General features: G+C 71.5%; 14 protein-coding genes. 4 read left to right on the top strand and 10 right to left on the bottom strand.

All coding sequences use genetic code 11. The annotated features are described in order from the left end of the window. Positions 1-2 precede the first annotated feature (2 nt). The 5 genes from GCG21_RS14960 to purS all read right to left on the bottom strand — a co-directional run bounded on the left by GCG21_RS14960 (position 3) and on the right by purS (position 2,518). On the bottom strand, positions 3-314 hold the full coding sequence (locus tag GCG21_RS14960; protein WP_152910479.1) for a hypothetical protein: 312 nt from the start codon (positions 312-314) through the stop codon (positions 3-5). A gap of 260 nt (positions 315-574) precedes the next feature. Beyond that, positions 575-973, bottom strand: coding sequence for a hypothetical protein (locus tag GCG21_RS14955; protein ID WP_152910478.1), 399 nt, complete (start codon positions 971-973; stop codon positions 575-577). Between the two features lie 116 nt (positions 974-1,089). Then, on the bottom strand, positions 1,090-1,515 hold the full coding sequence (rnhA, locus tag GCG21_RS14950; protein ID WP_152910496.1) for a ribonuclease HI: 426 nt from the start codon (positions 1,513-1,515) through the stop codon (positions 1,090-1,092). Between the two features lie 74 nt (positions 1,516-1,589). Beyond that, positions 1,590-2,267, bottom strand: a complete 678-nt coding sequence (gene purQ / locus GCG21_RS14945) for a phosphoribosylformylglycinamidine synthase subunit PurQ (RefSeq protein ID WP_153878915.1) — start codon at positions 2,265-2,267, stop codon at positions 1,590-1,592. Further along, complete coding sequence (gene purS, locus GCG21_RS14940) at positions 2,264-2,518, bottom strand: phosphoribosylformylglycinamidine synthase subunit PurS (RefSeq protein WP_152910477.1); 255 nt, start codon at positions 2,516-2,518, stop codon at positions 2,264-2,266. Before purS ends, purQ begins: the two co-directional genes overlap by 4 nt. A gap of 119 nt (positions 2,519-2,637) precedes the next feature. Between purS and GCG21_RS14935 the strand changes: the two genes are divergently transcribed. Next, entirely contained in the window at positions 2,638-3,303 is a 666-nt protein-coding gene (locus tag GCG21_RS14935; protein ID WP_152910476.1) for an MBL fold metallo-hydrolase, read from the top strand. A gap of 23 nt (positions 3,304-3,326) precedes the next feature. Here GCG21_RS14935 and GCG21_RS14930 read toward each other — a convergent pair whose 3' ends face one another. Beyond that, positions 3,327-3,644 carry a hypothetical protein gene (locus tag GCG21_RS14930; RefSeq protein ID WP_227993927.1) on the bottom strand — a complete coding sequence of 106 codons (318 nt, stop codon included), beginning with the start codon at positions 3,642-3,644 and terminating at the stop codon, positions 3,327-3,329. Between the two features lie 108 nt (positions 3,645-3,752). Further along, positions 3,753-4,631 (bottom strand): phosphoribosylaminoimidazolesuccinocarboxamide synthase, encoded by an 879-nt coding sequence (locus GCG21_RS14925; RefSeq protein WP_228759994.1) that lies wholly within the window; start codon positions 4,629-4,631, stop codon positions 3,753-3,755. A 41-nt stretch (positions 4,632-4,672) separates the two neighbouring features. Here GCG21_RS14925 and GCG21_RS14920 point away from each other — a divergent pair, with 41 nt between their 5' ends. Together GCG21_RS14920 and GCG21_RS14915 are read left to right on the top strand one after the other, a co-directional pair. Beyond that, positions 4,673-5,764 carry a glycohydrolase toxin TNT-related protein gene (locus tag GCG21_RS14920; RefSeq protein WP_152910473.1) on the top strand — a complete coding sequence of 364 codons (1,092 nt, stop codon included), beginning with the start codon at positions 4,673-4,675 and terminating at the stop codon, positions 5,762-5,764. Positions 5,765-5,956: 192 nt separating this feature from the next. Further along, positions 5,957-6,889 carry a GNAT family N-acetyltransferase gene (locus GCG21_RS14915; RefSeq protein ID WP_152910472.1) on the top strand — a complete coding sequence of 311 codons (933 nt, stop codon included), beginning with the start codon at positions 5,957-5,959 and terminating at the stop codon, positions 6,887-6,889. Between the two features lie 226 nt (positions 6,890-7,115). Here GCG21_RS14915 and purD read toward each other — a convergent pair whose 3' ends face one another. After that, on the bottom strand, positions 7,116-8,408 hold the full coding sequence (gene purD, locus GCG21_RS14910; RefSeq protein ID WP_370517549.1) for a phosphoribosylamine--glycine ligase: 1,293 nt from the start codon (positions 8,406-8,408) through the stop codon (positions 7,116-7,118). A 110-nt stretch (positions 8,409-8,518) separates the two neighbouring features. Here purD and GCG21_RS14905 point away from each other — a divergent pair, with 110 nt between their 5' ends. Beyond that, on the top strand, positions 8,519-9,043 hold the full coding sequence (locus GCG21_RS14905) for an OsmC family protein (protein ID WP_152910470.1): 525 nt from the start codon (positions 8,519-8,521) through the stop codon (positions 9,041-9,043). Between the two features lie 78 nt (positions 9,044-9,121). On the opposite strand, the gene GCG21_RS14900 is transcribed toward GCG21_RS14905, so the two are convergent. Both GCG21_RS14900 and GCG21_RS14895 read right to left on the bottom strand, forming a co-directional pair. Further along, positions 9,122-10,408: an adenylosuccinate synthase gene (locus GCG21_RS14900; protein WP_152910469.1), complete on the bottom strand. Its 1,287-nt coding sequence runs from the start codon at positions 10,406-10,408 to the stop codon at positions 9,122-9,124. 117 nt (positions 10,409-10,525) lie between these two features. Continuing rightward, on the bottom strand, positions 10,526-13,897 hold the full coding sequence (locus tag GCG21_RS14895; RefSeq protein WP_194165127.1) for a GH92 family glycosyl hydrolase: 3,372 nt from the start codon (positions 13,895-13,897) through the stop codon (positions 10,526-10,528). Positions 13,898-14,109: the final 212 nt, after the last annotated feature.

The following is a 14,109-nucleotide window of genomic DNA, read 5'->3' as shown; positions in this document are numbered from 1 at the left end:
GGTCACCTGGATTCGACGGTGAGCAGATCACCGGAGATCGCATCGACCACAAGCCGCTCATCCAGAGACGCATTCAGGTGGACCTCGAGCAGATCCTGGCAGTCGCCGCTGCCCGAGCCACCGAAGGTCCGTGTCGAGACGACGGCCACACGGACCGCCTCATCATCCTCCTCCAGGAGGTCGACCTCAGGGCCCTCGTTGCAGGTGTCGACCACGAGACCGAGGACCTCTGGTTCGAGGAGGCTCGCTTGAACCACAGGCACCCGGGCACGCCAGGCGACGCCAACGGTCAACACGTACGTGCCTGCAACCACGAGGCCGATGACTAGCAGGCCGGCCGAGCCCCACCACAGCCGTCTACGTCGCCGCCGTGGGCCGGTGTCGCCCGTTCGAGATGGAGGAGACATCAGTTCGTCGCGATGTAGATCCCGAGGGCGTTGTCGATCCGGTCGGCGCGCGCGAGTGCAGACCATAGGCAGTATTGCCCCAAGAGATCGGGCCACCGCTGTCACCACCGGCCGCGAGACGTTCTCCGTGACCCCTGCCCGTGACACCGGGACCTCCTGGCGCGTGCTCACTCCATGACGACGAGGAAGTACTCGTCCTCGCCCGCACAGGCGGACGGAACGTCGAAGGAGTCGTGTGGCGGCTGGAAACCGCCGCCGAACGCGACCCCGTCCCCCGGGGCGAGACGGCCCGGGCGGGGATCCTCGACGTCGAAGACGGGAATGGCCACGGATCCGTCGAGTTCGCTCTCGACCGCCAGGCAGCCGTCGCGATCGACGATCCGCCCCTCGAGCAGCGCGCCGTCGCCGACACCCGGCGTGCCTCCGCCCGAACGGGGAACCTGCAGCCCGTTCGGCAACTCGGTGCCGCCCGCCGAGGACGCCTGGCAACCGGCCGCGACGAGGACGAGTGCGGCCGCCGTGAGGAGCCGGCGCGCCCACCCGATCGGAATGACGCTGACGACCATGGCGACTCCTTCGCCGTAGTGCTCGGTCCGGTCAGGCTACGCGAGGCGTGGTCGGCCGCGGGCCGAGCCCACCTAACGATCCGGACACGACGACGCGGACGAACGGACCGCGGCACCTAGGAGCGGCGGATCTCGTCGACGCCGAGGTTGGCGAGTTGGTCGGCCCGCTCGTTGCCGGGGTCGCCGGCGTGGCCCTTGACCCAGGTCCAGTGCACGTCGTGGAGCTCGACGAGCTTCTCGAGCTCGCGCCACAGCTCGGCGTTCTTGACCGGCTGCTTCGAGGCGGTGCGCCAGCCGTTCCGCTTCCAGCCGTGGATCCACTTCGTCATGCCGTTCATGACGTAGGAGGAGTCGATGTGCAGCTCGACCCGGCTCGGCCTCGTGAGGGACTCGAGGCCGCGGATGACGGCGCTCAGCTCCATCCGGTTGTTCGTGGTCACGGCCTCGCCGCCGAAGAGTTCCTTCGTGTGCCCGCCGTAGCGCATGAGCACCCCCCAGCCGCCGGGGCCGGGGTTGCCCTTGCAGGCGCCGTCGGTCCACATCCGAACCGAGGGCGTGGCCTCGGATCCGGACGGGGCGGGACCGTCCGGATCGAGCGCCGAGGGGGCCGGTTCGCTCACGCGTGGGCGAGGAGGGAGTCGAGGACCGAGGTGAACACCCGCAGCCCGTCGGTGCCCGGGCCGAAGCCGGGCTCGATCGCGTGCTCGGGGTGGGGCATGAGGCCCACGACGTTCCCGGCGGCGTTCGTGATGCCCGCAATGTCGTTCCGGGAGCCGTTCGGGTTGTCGACGTAGCGGAAGACCACGCGGCCCTCGCCCTCGAGCTCGGCGAGGGTCGCCTCGTCCGCGATGAACTGGCCCTCCTGGTTCTTCAGCGGCACCACGAATTCGTCGCCGAGCGTGAAGTCGCGGGTCCACGGGGTGTCCGCGTTGTCGATGCGCAGGCGCTGGTCGCGGCACAGGAAGGAGAGCTTCTCGTTGTTGACCATGGCCCCGGCGAGCAGCCCGGCCTCGCACAGGATCTGGAAGCCGTTGCAGATGCCGAGCACGGGCAGGCCGCCGCGGGCCGCATCGATCACCGAGCCCATGATCGGGGTGAGGCTGCTGAGCGCGCCGGCCCGGAGGTAGTCGCCGTAGGAGAAGCCGCCGGGCAGCACCACGGCGTCGACCCCGGCGAGGCCGGAGTCGGCGTGCCACAGGTTCACGGCCTCGGCGCCGGCGAAGCGCGCGGCGCGGGCGGCGTCGCGATCGTCCAGCGTGCCGGGGAAGGTGATGACCCCGATGCGGGCCGTCACTGCTCGACCTGCTCGTACACCGCGACCACGTCCTCGATCACGGGGTTGGAGAGCACCTCTTCCGCGGCGCGACGGGCGGTGGCGAGCAGTTCCTCGGTCACCTCGCCGGCGACCTCGAGCTCGAACCGCTTCCCCTGGCGAACCGAGGCGAAATCGGCGAAGCCGAGGCGGGGCAGCGACCCGGCGACCGCCTTCCCCTGCGGGTCCAGAATCTCCGGCTTCGGCATGACCTCGACGATCAGACGGGGCATTGAGGGCTCCTGCGTTATGCGTTTTCGGTGGGCGCGCCCAGCCTACCGCCGCGGGCTACGGGGGCGGGCTCGTCGTCCATGCTCCGAGCCGTTGGAGCCGAACCGCCTACGCTGGGCGCATGTTCCCTTCGCTGCGGCCGGGCGACGCCCCGGTGACGACGACGTCCGGCGGGCTTCGGATCACGAAGATCGCCGTGGACTACGCCATGAACAACAACGCCTACCTGCTCGAATGCGTGCGCAGTGGCGAGCGGGCGCTCATCGACGCCGCGGCCGAACCCGACGTCCTGCTCGAGCTGATCGGGCTCGGCGCGCTCGCGACCGTGGTCACGACGCATGCGCACTGGGATCACCACCGCGCGCTCGCGGCGGTCGTGCGGGCGACGGACGCCGCGGTCGTCGCGGGCGCGGCGGATGCGGCGGAGATCACGGCCCAGACCTCGGTCATCGTGGATCGGGCGGTCACCGGCGGTGACGTGGTCATGGTCGGCGAGGTGCCGCTGGCGGTCGTGAGTCTCGTGGGCCACACGCCCGGGTCGATCGCGCTCGTGCACCGGCCACGCGGCGCCGCGCCCCACGCGTTCACCGGCGACTCGCTCTTCCCGGGCGGGGTCGGCAACACCCATGGGGACCCGGCGGCGTTCGCCTCGCTGCTCGCGGGCGTGCGCGCCACGCTGTTCGATGCGCTGCCCGACGAGACCGTGGTCCATCCCGGGCACGGCGACGACACGACCCTCGGGGCCGAGCGCGGATCCCTGGACGAGTGGGAGCGACGCGGCTGGTAGGGCTGTGCGCCGGTCGCGGGCTGCTAGCGACCTCGGCGCGCGAGCGTGAGGACGACGGTCGCACCGGCGAGCGCGGCCAGGCACGCCGTCCGCCGGGCGTGCGGCCCGGGCCTCGCCTCGCCGAGCACGCCGCCGACGCCGCGGCCGGCCATGACGGCACCGACGCCGAGGTTCGACATGAGGGAGGCGACGCTCAGGTTGCTCGCGATGCTCAGCAGCGAGAGCGAGGACCCGATCGAGCACACCGAACCGGCCGATCCGACCGACCCGATCGAGAGCACCGACCCCCGGCTCCCGATGCTCAGGAACGAATCCTCCGACCACAGTGACCAACGTGACATGCCTCCAGGATGCGCCATGCTCGTCGCGCTGAGAAGCCGAACGGTGGATTCGGCACCCCGATCCGGTCGCCGAGGGGCCGAATCCACCGTTCGCCGGCCCGGGAAGCCTTAGAGGGGAAGGGGTGAGCCCGTGATGCGCTCGTACGCCTCGAGGTAGCGGGCGCGGGTCGCCTCGACCACGCCGGCGGGAAGCTCCGGCGGCGGGGTCTCGCTCGCGCGGTCCCAGCCCGAGTCGCGGGTGAGCCAGTCGCGCACGTACTGCTTGTCGAAGGAGGGCTGAGCACGGCCCACCTGCCACTGATCCGCGGGCCAGTAGCGGGACGAGTCTGGCGTGAGCACCTCGTCGCCGAGGAGCAGGGAACCGGTGGCGTCCATCCCGAACTCGAACTTGGTGTCCGCCAGGAGGATGCCCCGCTCGGCCGAGATCTCGGCCGCACGCGTATAGACGGCGAGCGTCACCTCCCGCAGCCGGCTCGCCAGCTCCTCGCCCACCCGGGCGGAGACGACCTCGAAGGACACGTTCTCGTCGTGGTCCCCCACGGCGGCCTTCGACGCGGGGGTGAAGATCGGCTCGGGAAGGCGAGCGCCGTCGTCCAGACCCTCCGGCAAAGCGACCCCGCACACGCTCGACGTGGCGCGGTACTCGACCAGGCCGGAGCCGGTGAGGTAGCCGCGGGCGACGCATTCGATCGGCACCATGTCGAGGCGGCGGCAGATCATCGCGCGCCCGGCCACGGCGGCCGGCACGTCGAGGCTGAGGAGGTGGTTGCCGATGATCGGCTCCATCCGCTCGAACCACCACGTGCTCAACGCCGTGAGCACGACGCCCTTGCCCGGGATCTCGGTCGGAAGGATGACGTCATAGGCGCTGATGCGGTCGGAGGCGACGACGAGCACGACGTCCGCGGGACCGTCGGTCGGCTCGTACAGATCGCGGACCTTGCCGGAGTACACGTGCCGCCAGCCGGGCAGTTGAGGAGCTGTCACGTACAGGATTCTGCCACCGGTGAGCCAGTACGATCGACCGCATGCCCGCAGCCGACCCCGCCCTCATCGGCGCCCTCGCCGCGGCCGTCCGGTCCCAGGCGGACGCGCAGCCCGCCGGTGGAGCGGGCGAGGCGGTCTCGGCGGAGTGGTCGCAGGCGGGCTCCGACCACGCCGGACGGTTGTACACCCCCGCGGGGAGGCACCCCCTCGGTGACGACGCGGTCGAGGCGTTCGGCCGGCTCCGCGAGGCGATGACCTCCCCCGCGCGGGGCGCCTGGCTCAGCGCCCGGATCGACGTGCCCGCCGACGGCCCCGCCGAATTCACGGCGAACTTCGGGCAGCGCCCCTGGTGGAACGCGGCGGGCCCCTCGATGCTCGTGCCCGAAGATCCCGGGCTCGCGCCCCACCCGCCGGCGGAGCACTGGCTCGCCGAGCTGATGCGGCACCCGCGCTCGCGGGAACACTGGCCCACCTGGCTGCCGTGGCAGGATCCGCTGGCCGAATACGCGCGGCTGCGCGAGGCACTCGACCGGGCGGGGGTGCCGCGCGGCGCGGTGCGCCTGCCGGGCGAGGTCCACCCGTACTTCGAGGGCGCCGTGGTGGTCCGGCCGATCGGGCATGCCGTGGCCACGGCGGAGTTGACGGACTACGGCCAGTCCGTGCGGCTGGGCGACGGCACCCCGGCGCAGATGTGCCGTCTGGTGTGGGAGTACGTGATGTCTCCCCTCCCGCCTCCGCTGCCGCTGCCCGCCCCCGATGCGGCCGCCCGGATGCAGGCGGCGGCCCCCGCGCTCTCCGCGCTGGCGGCCCGCATCCGGGCGGCCGGGCCCGGCGGCATCGCGACCGATCTGGCCCCCGGACTCCTCTTCGACCGGATCGGCACGCTCGACGGGCTCTACTTCTACGGTTGGCAGGCTCCGGTCGAGTCCCGGTCGCTGCCCTCGACGGCGACGGGCGTGGGGGCCGCCCGCGTCGTGTTCATCTCCCGGCTCGCGGTTCCGGTGCAGGCCGAACTCGTGCCGCCGTGGTTCGGCCGGCCCGGCGGGGCGCTGCGACTGCGGGCCCTGGACGAGCGGACGACGGTGCGCGGCCTCGTGCGCGGCGGGGCGCTCGTTCCGGTGCGACTCGCGTGAGGTGAGGGGCGGCGGGAAGGATCGGCCACCTCCGCGGGAGATCGACCACCTCCTCGCGGGAGCGTGACCTCCCCCGCGAGGAGGTCACCGCGAGCCCGGGGAGCGGCTGCAGCGCGTTGGATTCTCATTGATCGCGATCCCCCGGGCGTGACATTCTTGAGGCTCCCACCTCCCCGCCCTCGAGGACCGATCGTGTCACTGACCACCAGCCCGCTCACCATCGATCACGCCGGCGAATGGGCGAGCCTGCGCCGCCGGATCAATGAGGTGAGCGGCCTGCTGTGGAAGCCGACGGAGCAGGAGATGGTCGAGGCCCTCGCCCCGAGCTCCACGTTCGACCCGGCCCGCCAGACATGGGGGATGTGGTCCGGGGGCGCACTCGTCGCGTTCGCCACGGTCGCGGTGCGTGATCACCCGCGCCACGACGGTATCAACGCGGCCTACATCGATTCGGGGGTGCACCCGGATCTGCGCGGCCGAGGGATCTCCAGTGCGCTGCTCGAACTCGCCGAGCCGGTCGCCATCGAGCTCGCGACGGCCCGACTTCCGGCCGTGCCACTGGTGCTCACCGCGGTCGCGAGCTCGACCGATCAGCCGAGCATCGACCTCCTGGTCGATCACGACTATTCGGCCGTCCGCTACTTCTTCGAGATGTCGCACGACCTGAGCGGTGAGGCGAACGAGGACTCCCGCACCCGGGAGTTCACGCCGGCCGACTCGGAGGCGACCCGGCTCGCGCACAACGACGCCTTCCGCACGCACTGGGGATCCGGGCCCGCGTCCGCGGAGAAGTGGAACCAGTTCATGACCTCGGCCGGCTTCCGCCCGGACCTGTCACGGATCGTGGAACGCGACGGCGAGGTGCTCGCCTACGGCATGGTCTCGAGCACCGTGCCCGGGGAGGCCTACCTGGAGCTCGTGGGCACCCGCGCCGCGGCGCAGGGCAACGGGCTCGGCCGCGCGGTGCTCAACTCCGTGGTGGCGGCCGTGCGCTCGGCCGGCGGCTTCACCACCCTCGGTCTCGACGTCGACGCCGACAACCCCTCGGGTGCCGGCAAGTTCTACGGCTCGGCCGGATTCGTGAATGCGGCCCGCACGATCACCTACGAGAAGCCGGCGCGGTAGGCCGGCCCCTCGGGATCGGCCTCCGTGCTCGGCCGGCTGCTGCGGCTGGGTACCCGCAGCGCGACCCCACCTGGTCGAAAGGACCCAGATCGGGCGGGCCCTGGAGCTGGGTACGTTCAGCCCCCTCCTGCAGGGGCGAAGGGACCCAGGTCCGCCACCCCCTGGAGCTGGGTACCCGCAGCGCGACCCCACAAGGTCCAAAGGACCCAGGTCGGGCGGCTCCCCGTCAGACGACCTGGGCGGCGATGTCGGTGCGGTACTGCATCCCCGGCCAGTCGATCTCGGCCACGCCCGCATAGGCGGCGGCACGGGCCGCGGCCAGGTCCGCACCGGTACCGACGACCGAGAGCACGCGCCCGCCCGCCGAGCGCACGCTGTCGGCCTCGCCGCCCGCGGTACCTGCGTCGGCACCATCAGCACCATCAGCGCCGTCAGACGCCGTTCCGGCGTGCAGCACGTGCACGCCCGGCAGCGACTCGGCGCGCTCGATCCCGCTGATCACGTCGCCCGTGCGGGGCGCATCGGGATAGCCGGGACTGGCGAGCACGACGGTGACGGCGGCCCCGTCCGCCCACCGCAGCGGTTCGATATCGCCGAGCGTGCCGGTGGCGGCGGCGAGCAGTGGGCCCGCGAGCGGGGTGAGCAGCCGGGCGAGCACGACCTGGGTCTCCGGATCCCCGAACCGGGCGTTGAACTCGATCACCCGCAGGCCCCGCGAGGTGAGCGCCAGCCCGCAGTAGAGCAGTCCCACGAACGGGGTGCCGCGGCGCGCCAACTCCTGCACCGTGGGCAGGGCGACCCGCTCCACCACCTGCTCGGTCAGGTCGTCCGGGGCCCACGGCAGCGGCGAGTAGGCGCCCATGCCGCCGGTGTTGGGCCCGGCGTCGCCGTCCAGCAGCCGCTTGAAGTCCTGCGCCGGCGCGAGCGGGACGACCGTCACACCGTCGGAGAGGCAGAACAGCGAGATCTCGGGCCCGTCGAGGAACTCCTCGATCACGACCCCGCCCTCGAGGCAGCCGCGCGCATGCTCGAGTGCCGCGTCGTGGTCGGAGGTCACCACGACCCCCTTGCCGGCCGCGAGCCCGTCGTCCTTGACCACGTGCGGGGCGCCGAAGGCATCGAGGGCATCGCGGGCCTCCTCCTCGCTCGTGCACACCCGCGCCATGGCGGTGGGCACCCCGGCCGCGGCCATCACGTCCTTGGCGAAGGCCTTCGACCCCTCGAGCCGCGCGGCTGCCCCATCCGGGCCGAACACGGGAAAGCCCGCGGCGCGGACGGCGTCGGCGACGCCTGCCACGAGCGGGGCCTCCGGGCCGATGATCACGAGGTCGGGGCGCACCTGCTCGGCGAGCGCGGCGACGTCGTCGGGCGAGTTCGCGTCCACGGGCACCGCACGGGCCTGCGCGGCGATGCCCGGGTTCCCCGGGGCCGCGACGATCTCGGTGACCGAGGGGTCTCGCGTCAGGGCGTGGACGAGGGCGTGCTCACGGGCGCCGGAACCGATGACCAGGATTCTCACGAGCACCAAGGGTAGTCGCTGGTGTCTCATTTCCTGGACTACGTGTCAGGCTCTGAGACCTCCCGACGCCCGCTCGCACCCGCCCCCGCTCGTCGGCCACGCTGCTCGCCATGACAACCACGACGATCGACCTTCCCGACCTCGCCAAGCAGACCACTGAGCAGCTCGCTGCGGGGGCACCGGCCCGGGTCGGCTTCCGCACGGAATCCCGCCTCACCCCCGGCACGAACACGGCGGTGGACATCACCGCCGGCCGGCACGAGTTCACCATCGACGAGCCGCCGGCCCTCGGGGGCGAGGACACCGGCGCCAACCCGGTCGAGCACCTGCTCGCCGCACTCTCGGCCTGCCAGGTGATCACCGTGCGGGTCTGGGCGGCCAAGCTCGGCCTCACGGTCGACACGGTCGCGGTGGACGCCCACGGCACCCTCGACCTGCGCGGCTTCTTCGGGGTCGACCCCGCCGTCCGCGCCGGCTTCCAGGACATCGAGCTCGACCTGACCCTCACCGGTCCGGAGACCGAGGAGGCCTACGCGGAGCTCATCCGGGTGGTCGAGGCCCAGTGCCCCGTGCTCGACAATCTCACGGCCGGCGTACCCGTGACCACCCGCGCGCACGTCGCCGCGGCGGCCTGACCCACCGGGCAGGTCAGCCGGGCGGGCCGGCCAGGCAGGTGGGCCGAGCAGGCCGGCCGAGCAGGCCGGCCGAGCAGGTCAGCCGAGCAGGTCGTGCCGCACGATCGTGGCCTCGCGGTCCGGACCGACCCCGATCGAGGACATCCGGCAGCCGCTCATCTCCTCGAGCGCGAGCACGTAGTCGCGGGCCGCGGCGGGCAGGTCGTCGAAGGAGCGCACCCCGGAGATGTCCTCGGACCAGCCCGGGAGCTCCTCGTAGATCGGCTTCGCGTGGTGGAAGGCGGTCTGGTCGACCGGCATCTCGTCGTGGCGCACGCCGTCGACGTCATAGGCCACGCACACCGGGATCGTCTGGTGCCCGGTGAGCACGTCGAGCTTGGTGAGCACGAAGTCGGTCAGCCCGTTGACGCGGCTCGCATACCGGGCGATCACGGCGTCGTACCAGCCGGTGCGGCGCGGGCGCCCCGTGGTCACGCCGAACTCGCCCCCGCTGTTGCGCAGGAGGTCGCCCATCTCGTCGTGGAGTTCGGTGGGGAAGGGCCCCTCGCCCACCCGCGTGGTGTAGGCCTTGATCACGCCGACCACTCGGTCGATGCGCGTGGGCCCGATGCCCGACCCGGTGCACGCCCCGGCGGCGGTGGCCGAGGAGGACGTGACGAACGGGTACGTGCCGTGGTCGACGTCGAGCATCGTGGCCTGTCCGGCCTCGAACACCACGTTCTTGCCGGCGTCGAGGGCCTCGTTCAGCACGAGCGAGGTGTCGGCGACCATCGGCCGCACCCGGTCGGCGAAGGCGAGCAGTTCGTCGACGACCTCGTCGACGACGGAGGCGCGCCGGTTGTAGATCTTGACCAGGATCTGGTTCTTCTGGTCGAGGGCGCCCTCGACCTTCTCGCGCAGGATGCCCTCGTCGAAGATGTCGGAGATGCGGATGCCGACCCGGTTCATCTTGTCGGCGTACGTGGGCCCGATGCCGCGCCCCGTCGTGCCGATCTGCCGCTTGCCGAGGAACCGTTCGGTCACCTTGTCGAGCGTGCGATTGTATGAGGGGATCACGTGCGCCGACGAGGAGACGAGCAGCCGGGAGGTGTCGACGCCCCGGGAGTTGAGGCCCTCGAGCTCGGAGAAGAGCACCTCGAGATCGACCACCACTCCGTTCCCGATGACCGGCGTGCAGCCGGGCGAGAGGATCCCCGAGGGGAGCAGGTGGAGCGCGTACTTCTGGTCGCCCACCACCACGGTGTGGCCGGCGTTGTTCCCGCCGTTGAACTTGACCACGTAGTCGACGCGCGAGCCGAGCTGATCGGTGGCCTTCCCCTTGCCCTCGTCGCCCCACTGTGCCCCGAGCACCACTACTGCCGGCATTGATCTTCCCTTCCGGGCGGGAAGATGGAGGTGGCTCCCGCCTGGGACAGCGTAGCCGACGGGGCCGACACCCCTGTTGGGATATCGGCCCCGCCGGCCTCGAGCGTCGGGTTCGTCCTACTTATGGACGACGCCCGCTCGCCTCAGCGTCCAGGCGCGCGCCAGCACGCCCGCACCGATGAGGGCGAGCACCGCGAGGAGCGTCGCCCCCACCGGCGCACCGGTGTCGGGCAGCGGATCGGCGCCGGGGTCGGGCGCGTCGGCGCCGTCGGAGCCATCGGTGCCGTCGCCACCGTTAGTGCCGTCGGAACCATCAGCGCCAGCAGCGCTGTCAGTGCCATCAGTGCCATCGGTGCCGTCAGAGCCGTCAGAGCCGTCCGAACCATCGGAACCATCGCTGCCGTCGGAACCGTCGCTGCCGTCAGAGCCGTCGGAACCGTCGCTGCCGTCAGAACCGGCGCTGTCGTCCGAGCCGTCAGCGCCGTCAGAACCATCGGAACCATCGCTGCCGTCAGAACCGGCGCTGTCGTCCGAGCCGTCAGCGCCGTCCGAACCATCGGAACCATCGGTGCCGTCGGTGCCGTCAGAACCATCGCTGCCGTCGGAACCGTCCGAACCATCGCTGCCATCGGAACCATCGGTGCCGTCCGAGCCGTCCGAGCCGTCCGAGCTGTCAGAGCCGTCGGAACCGCCGTCGGCCGGTTCGACCACGACCGAGACCCGGAGGGTCTCCGGCTCGAACGCCGCCGGCGCGAACGCGGGGGTGTCGAGGCCGCTGCTCACGGTGAGCACGCCCTCATGGGTTCCGGCCTCCTCGAAGCGGGCCGAGGTGGACAGGACCCACGCCCCGTCCTGGCCTGCGACCGTGACTGGGGACGTGTCCCCGGTGCTCCACTCGATCGTGCCCTCGACGGGCACCGCGCCGTCCGCCGGCGCCGGGCCGGAGATCACCGACACGCCCGCGCGGGCGAGGTCCGCGGTCAGGTCCTCCCCCGGCGTGGCGGCCAGGTCCCCGTCGACCAGCCCGGTCAGCTCGAGTTCGGCTCGGAGCGGATCGGAGACCGACGGGATCCGGTCTGCGGGGGCCGTTCCCCAGGTGAGCCCCTCGGGGCTCTCGCTCAGCGTGAACTCGAGCCGGGCGCCGTCCTGAAGCTCGCTCACATCCACCCACGTCGCGGAGTGATCCACGCCGTCGACGGTGAGGGAGGAGATGTAGCGCGGCTCGCTCGAGCTCGCCCCGGGAGCGGCGATCTCGATCGTCGCACCGTTGTCGAGCGTCACGGTCGCCGCCTCGACCCGCGGCGCGTTGAGCGCCATGATCCCCGAGCCGGGCTGCACCGGGTAGATGCCGAGGGAGGCGAGCACGTACCAGGAGGACATGGTGCCGAGGTCGCCGTTGCCGACTCCGCCGCCCGGGGTGTTCGGGAACCGGTTGAGCTGGGAGGCGAGCACGTCGCCCGCCTTGGCGGGCTGGCCGACGTAGTTGTACAGCCACGGCGTTCCGAGCATGGGCTCGTTGCCGGGGTTGTAGCCGATGCTCGAGTAGTAGTCGCTGCCGCCGCGGGCCCACGTCGACGGCGAGGCGCCCGGGTTCTCCCGCAGGGCGGGGATGTTCACGTAGTAGTCGAGCCGCTCGACGAACGACTCCTCACCGCCCATGGCCTCGATGAGGCCGGTCACGTCCTGGGGAACCATCCACTGGTAGTGCCAGGGCGTGCCCTCGTGGAAGCCGCTCTGCTGCACGCTCGACTTCTCGGGGGCGGAGACGAACTCACCCGCGGGGGTCACGGCGTTGACGACACCGGTGAATCCGCCGGTGAGGGAGACCTCGGGGTTCCACAGCCTCGCCCAGTTCGTGCCGCGCTCGAGGAACGCGTCCGCGTCGGCATCGTGCCCGGTGCGGTAGGCGGCCGCGCCGATCGCGGCGTCCGAGTGGGCGAACTCCATGGTCGCCGAGCCGCCGTGGCGGTACTCCTCGTACTCCTGGCCGAGGCCCGGCTCGTTCTCGAAGTAGAACGGGATGTGGCCGTTCTCGAGGTAGAACTCGGCGCTCTGACGCCCGGGGGAGTCGACGTCGGCGGGCGGCGCGGTCGTGGCGTTCTCGACCAGGTAGTCCCAGAACTCCTCGGCGATGTCGTCCGGCACGGTCCCGAGCGCGAAGTTCTCCGCGACCCAGGGGCTGGCCGGGTCGCCGGCCATCACCGTGGTCTCGACCATGTCGAGCGACCAGCGGGGAAGCCAGCCGCCCTCGACGCGGGCCCGGTACATCGACCGGGCGATGTCGGTGGCGCGGTCGTGCTCGAACAGCCCGTGCACCGTGGCCTGGGTCCGGTAGGTGTCCCACAGGGAGAAGCGCTGGTAGTAGGTCCAGCCGTCGGCCTGGTGCACCTCGGCGTCGAGGCCGCGGTAGCGCCCGTCGACGTCGCTGCCGATGATCGGCGACAGGAGGCTCTTGTACGCCTGGGTGTAGAAGATCGGCAGCTGGTCCTCGTCGGGCATCGTGACGTCGAAGCGGCCGAGCGCCTCGTTCCACGCGCCGACGGCCTGCGCGTGGGCCTCGTCGAAGGTGACGCGCTCGCCGCCGGAGACGCCCTCGGCCTCGCGGTTGGCGCGGGCCCCGTCGAGGTCGACGAAGGAGACCCCGACCGTCAGCTCCACCGTGTCGTCGGTGCTCGTGTCGAACGTCGCCACTGCGCCGTTGTTCCCGCCGGCGACCTCACTCGACTCACTGCCGGCGTTGTAGCCGCCGTCGTTGCCCCATGTTCCGACGCTCTCGGCGTCACGGTCGAAGGTGGCGCTGAAGTAGTAGGTGGTCTTCGGGGTGCCCCAGCAGAAGCCGCTCGTGGTGAGCTGCCCCTCGACGGTGCGGTCGTCGACCCAGGTGATGCTGCTCTCGTGGGTCGAGTTGAGGGTCTGGCCCACGTTGATCGAGACGTGACCGCTGTCCCCCTCGCCGAACGTGTAACGGTGCACGCCCGTGCGCTCGGTGGCGGTGAGTTCGGCGGTCACGTCGTTCTCGAGGAGGGCCGTGTAGTAGCCGGCGCTCGCCCGCTCGGTCTCCGCCTGGTTCTTCAGGCCGAGGAAGCGCTTGGTGGTGATCGGCACCTCGGTCGTGCTCGGGGTGACGAGCACCTCCCCGGCGGCCGGGCAGCCCGCGCTGTTGACGTGGCGGTGGCTGAAGCCCCACACCCGGCCGGCGCGGTTGCTGTAGGAGGTCGATCCGTACGTGCTCGTGTTGTCCGGGCTCAGCTGCACCATCCCGAACGGGACGACGGCGCCCGGGTAGGCGTTGCCCTCGTCCTCCGTGCCCACGAACGGGTTGACGAGGCCCGCGTAGTCCCCGTCGCCGACCGTGGCCGCGCTCGTCGCCGGCGCAAGCACCACGCCCGCGACGCCGGTGGCGGCCAGGCCGAGGGCCGCGATCACTGCGAGTCCGCGCCGCCGGATACCGGCGCCCGGCGGGCTCGATTCGGAATATGAATAACCCACTACTGATCTCTCCTCAACACTGAGCCTGGATCCACCGTGCTGGTTTGAGTCTGGGTGGCGTGGGCGCATGAGAATGCCCTTCTGACCTGGGATAATGCGTGTTGTCAACGCACGCAGTCCCAAAAAAGAAGGGCATCTCGTAGATGCAACTATCTCATGTCTCCTCGGTACGGTTCGACGATCCGAATCTGGTCGGCGTGGCGGGTCTTGTC

The organism is Pseudactinotalea sp. HY160, from assembly GCF_009372055.1.
In the GTDB taxonomy this organism is placed as follows: domain Bacteria; phylum Actinomycetota; class Actinomycetes; order Actinomycetales; family Beutenbergiaceae; genus HY158.
This window is presented reverse-complemented; position numbering and strand designations above follow the sequence as displayed.

Bases quoted from the DNA above. Each gene is read 5' to 3' on its own strand.
- GCG21_RS14930 (WP_227993927.1), bottom strand. From the start codon at position 3,644: ATGTCACGTTGGTCACTGTGGTCGGAGGATTCGTTCCTGAGCATCGGG.
- GCG21_RS14935 (WP_152910476.1), top strand. From the start codon at position 2,638: ATGTTCCCTTCGCTGCGGCCGGGCGACGCCCCGGTGACGACGACGTCC.
- GCG21_RS14900 (WP_152910469.1), bottom strand. From the start codon at position 10,408: ATGCCGGCAGTAGTGGTGCTCGGGGCACAGTGGGGCGACGAGGGCAAG.
- GCG21_RS14905 (WP_152910470.1), top strand. From the start codon at position 8,519: ATGACAACCACGACGATCGACCTTCCCGACCTCGCCAAGCAGACCACT.
- GCG21_RS14955 (WP_152910478.1), bottom strand. From the start codon at position 973: ATGGTCGTCAGCGTCATTCCGATCGGGTGGGCGCGCCGGCTCCTCACG.
- GCG21_RS14920 (WP_152910473.1), top strand. From the start codon at position 4,673: ATGCCCGCAGCCGACCCCGCCCTCATCGGCGCCCTCGCCGCGGCCGTC.
- rnhA (WP_152910496.1), bottom strand. From the start codon at position 1,515: ATGTGGACCGACGGCGCCTGCAAGGGCAACCCCGGCCCCGGCGGCTGG.
- purS (WP_152910477.1), bottom strand. From the start codon at position 2,518: ATGCCCCGTCTGATCGTCGAGGTCATGCCGAAGCCGGAGATTCTGGAC.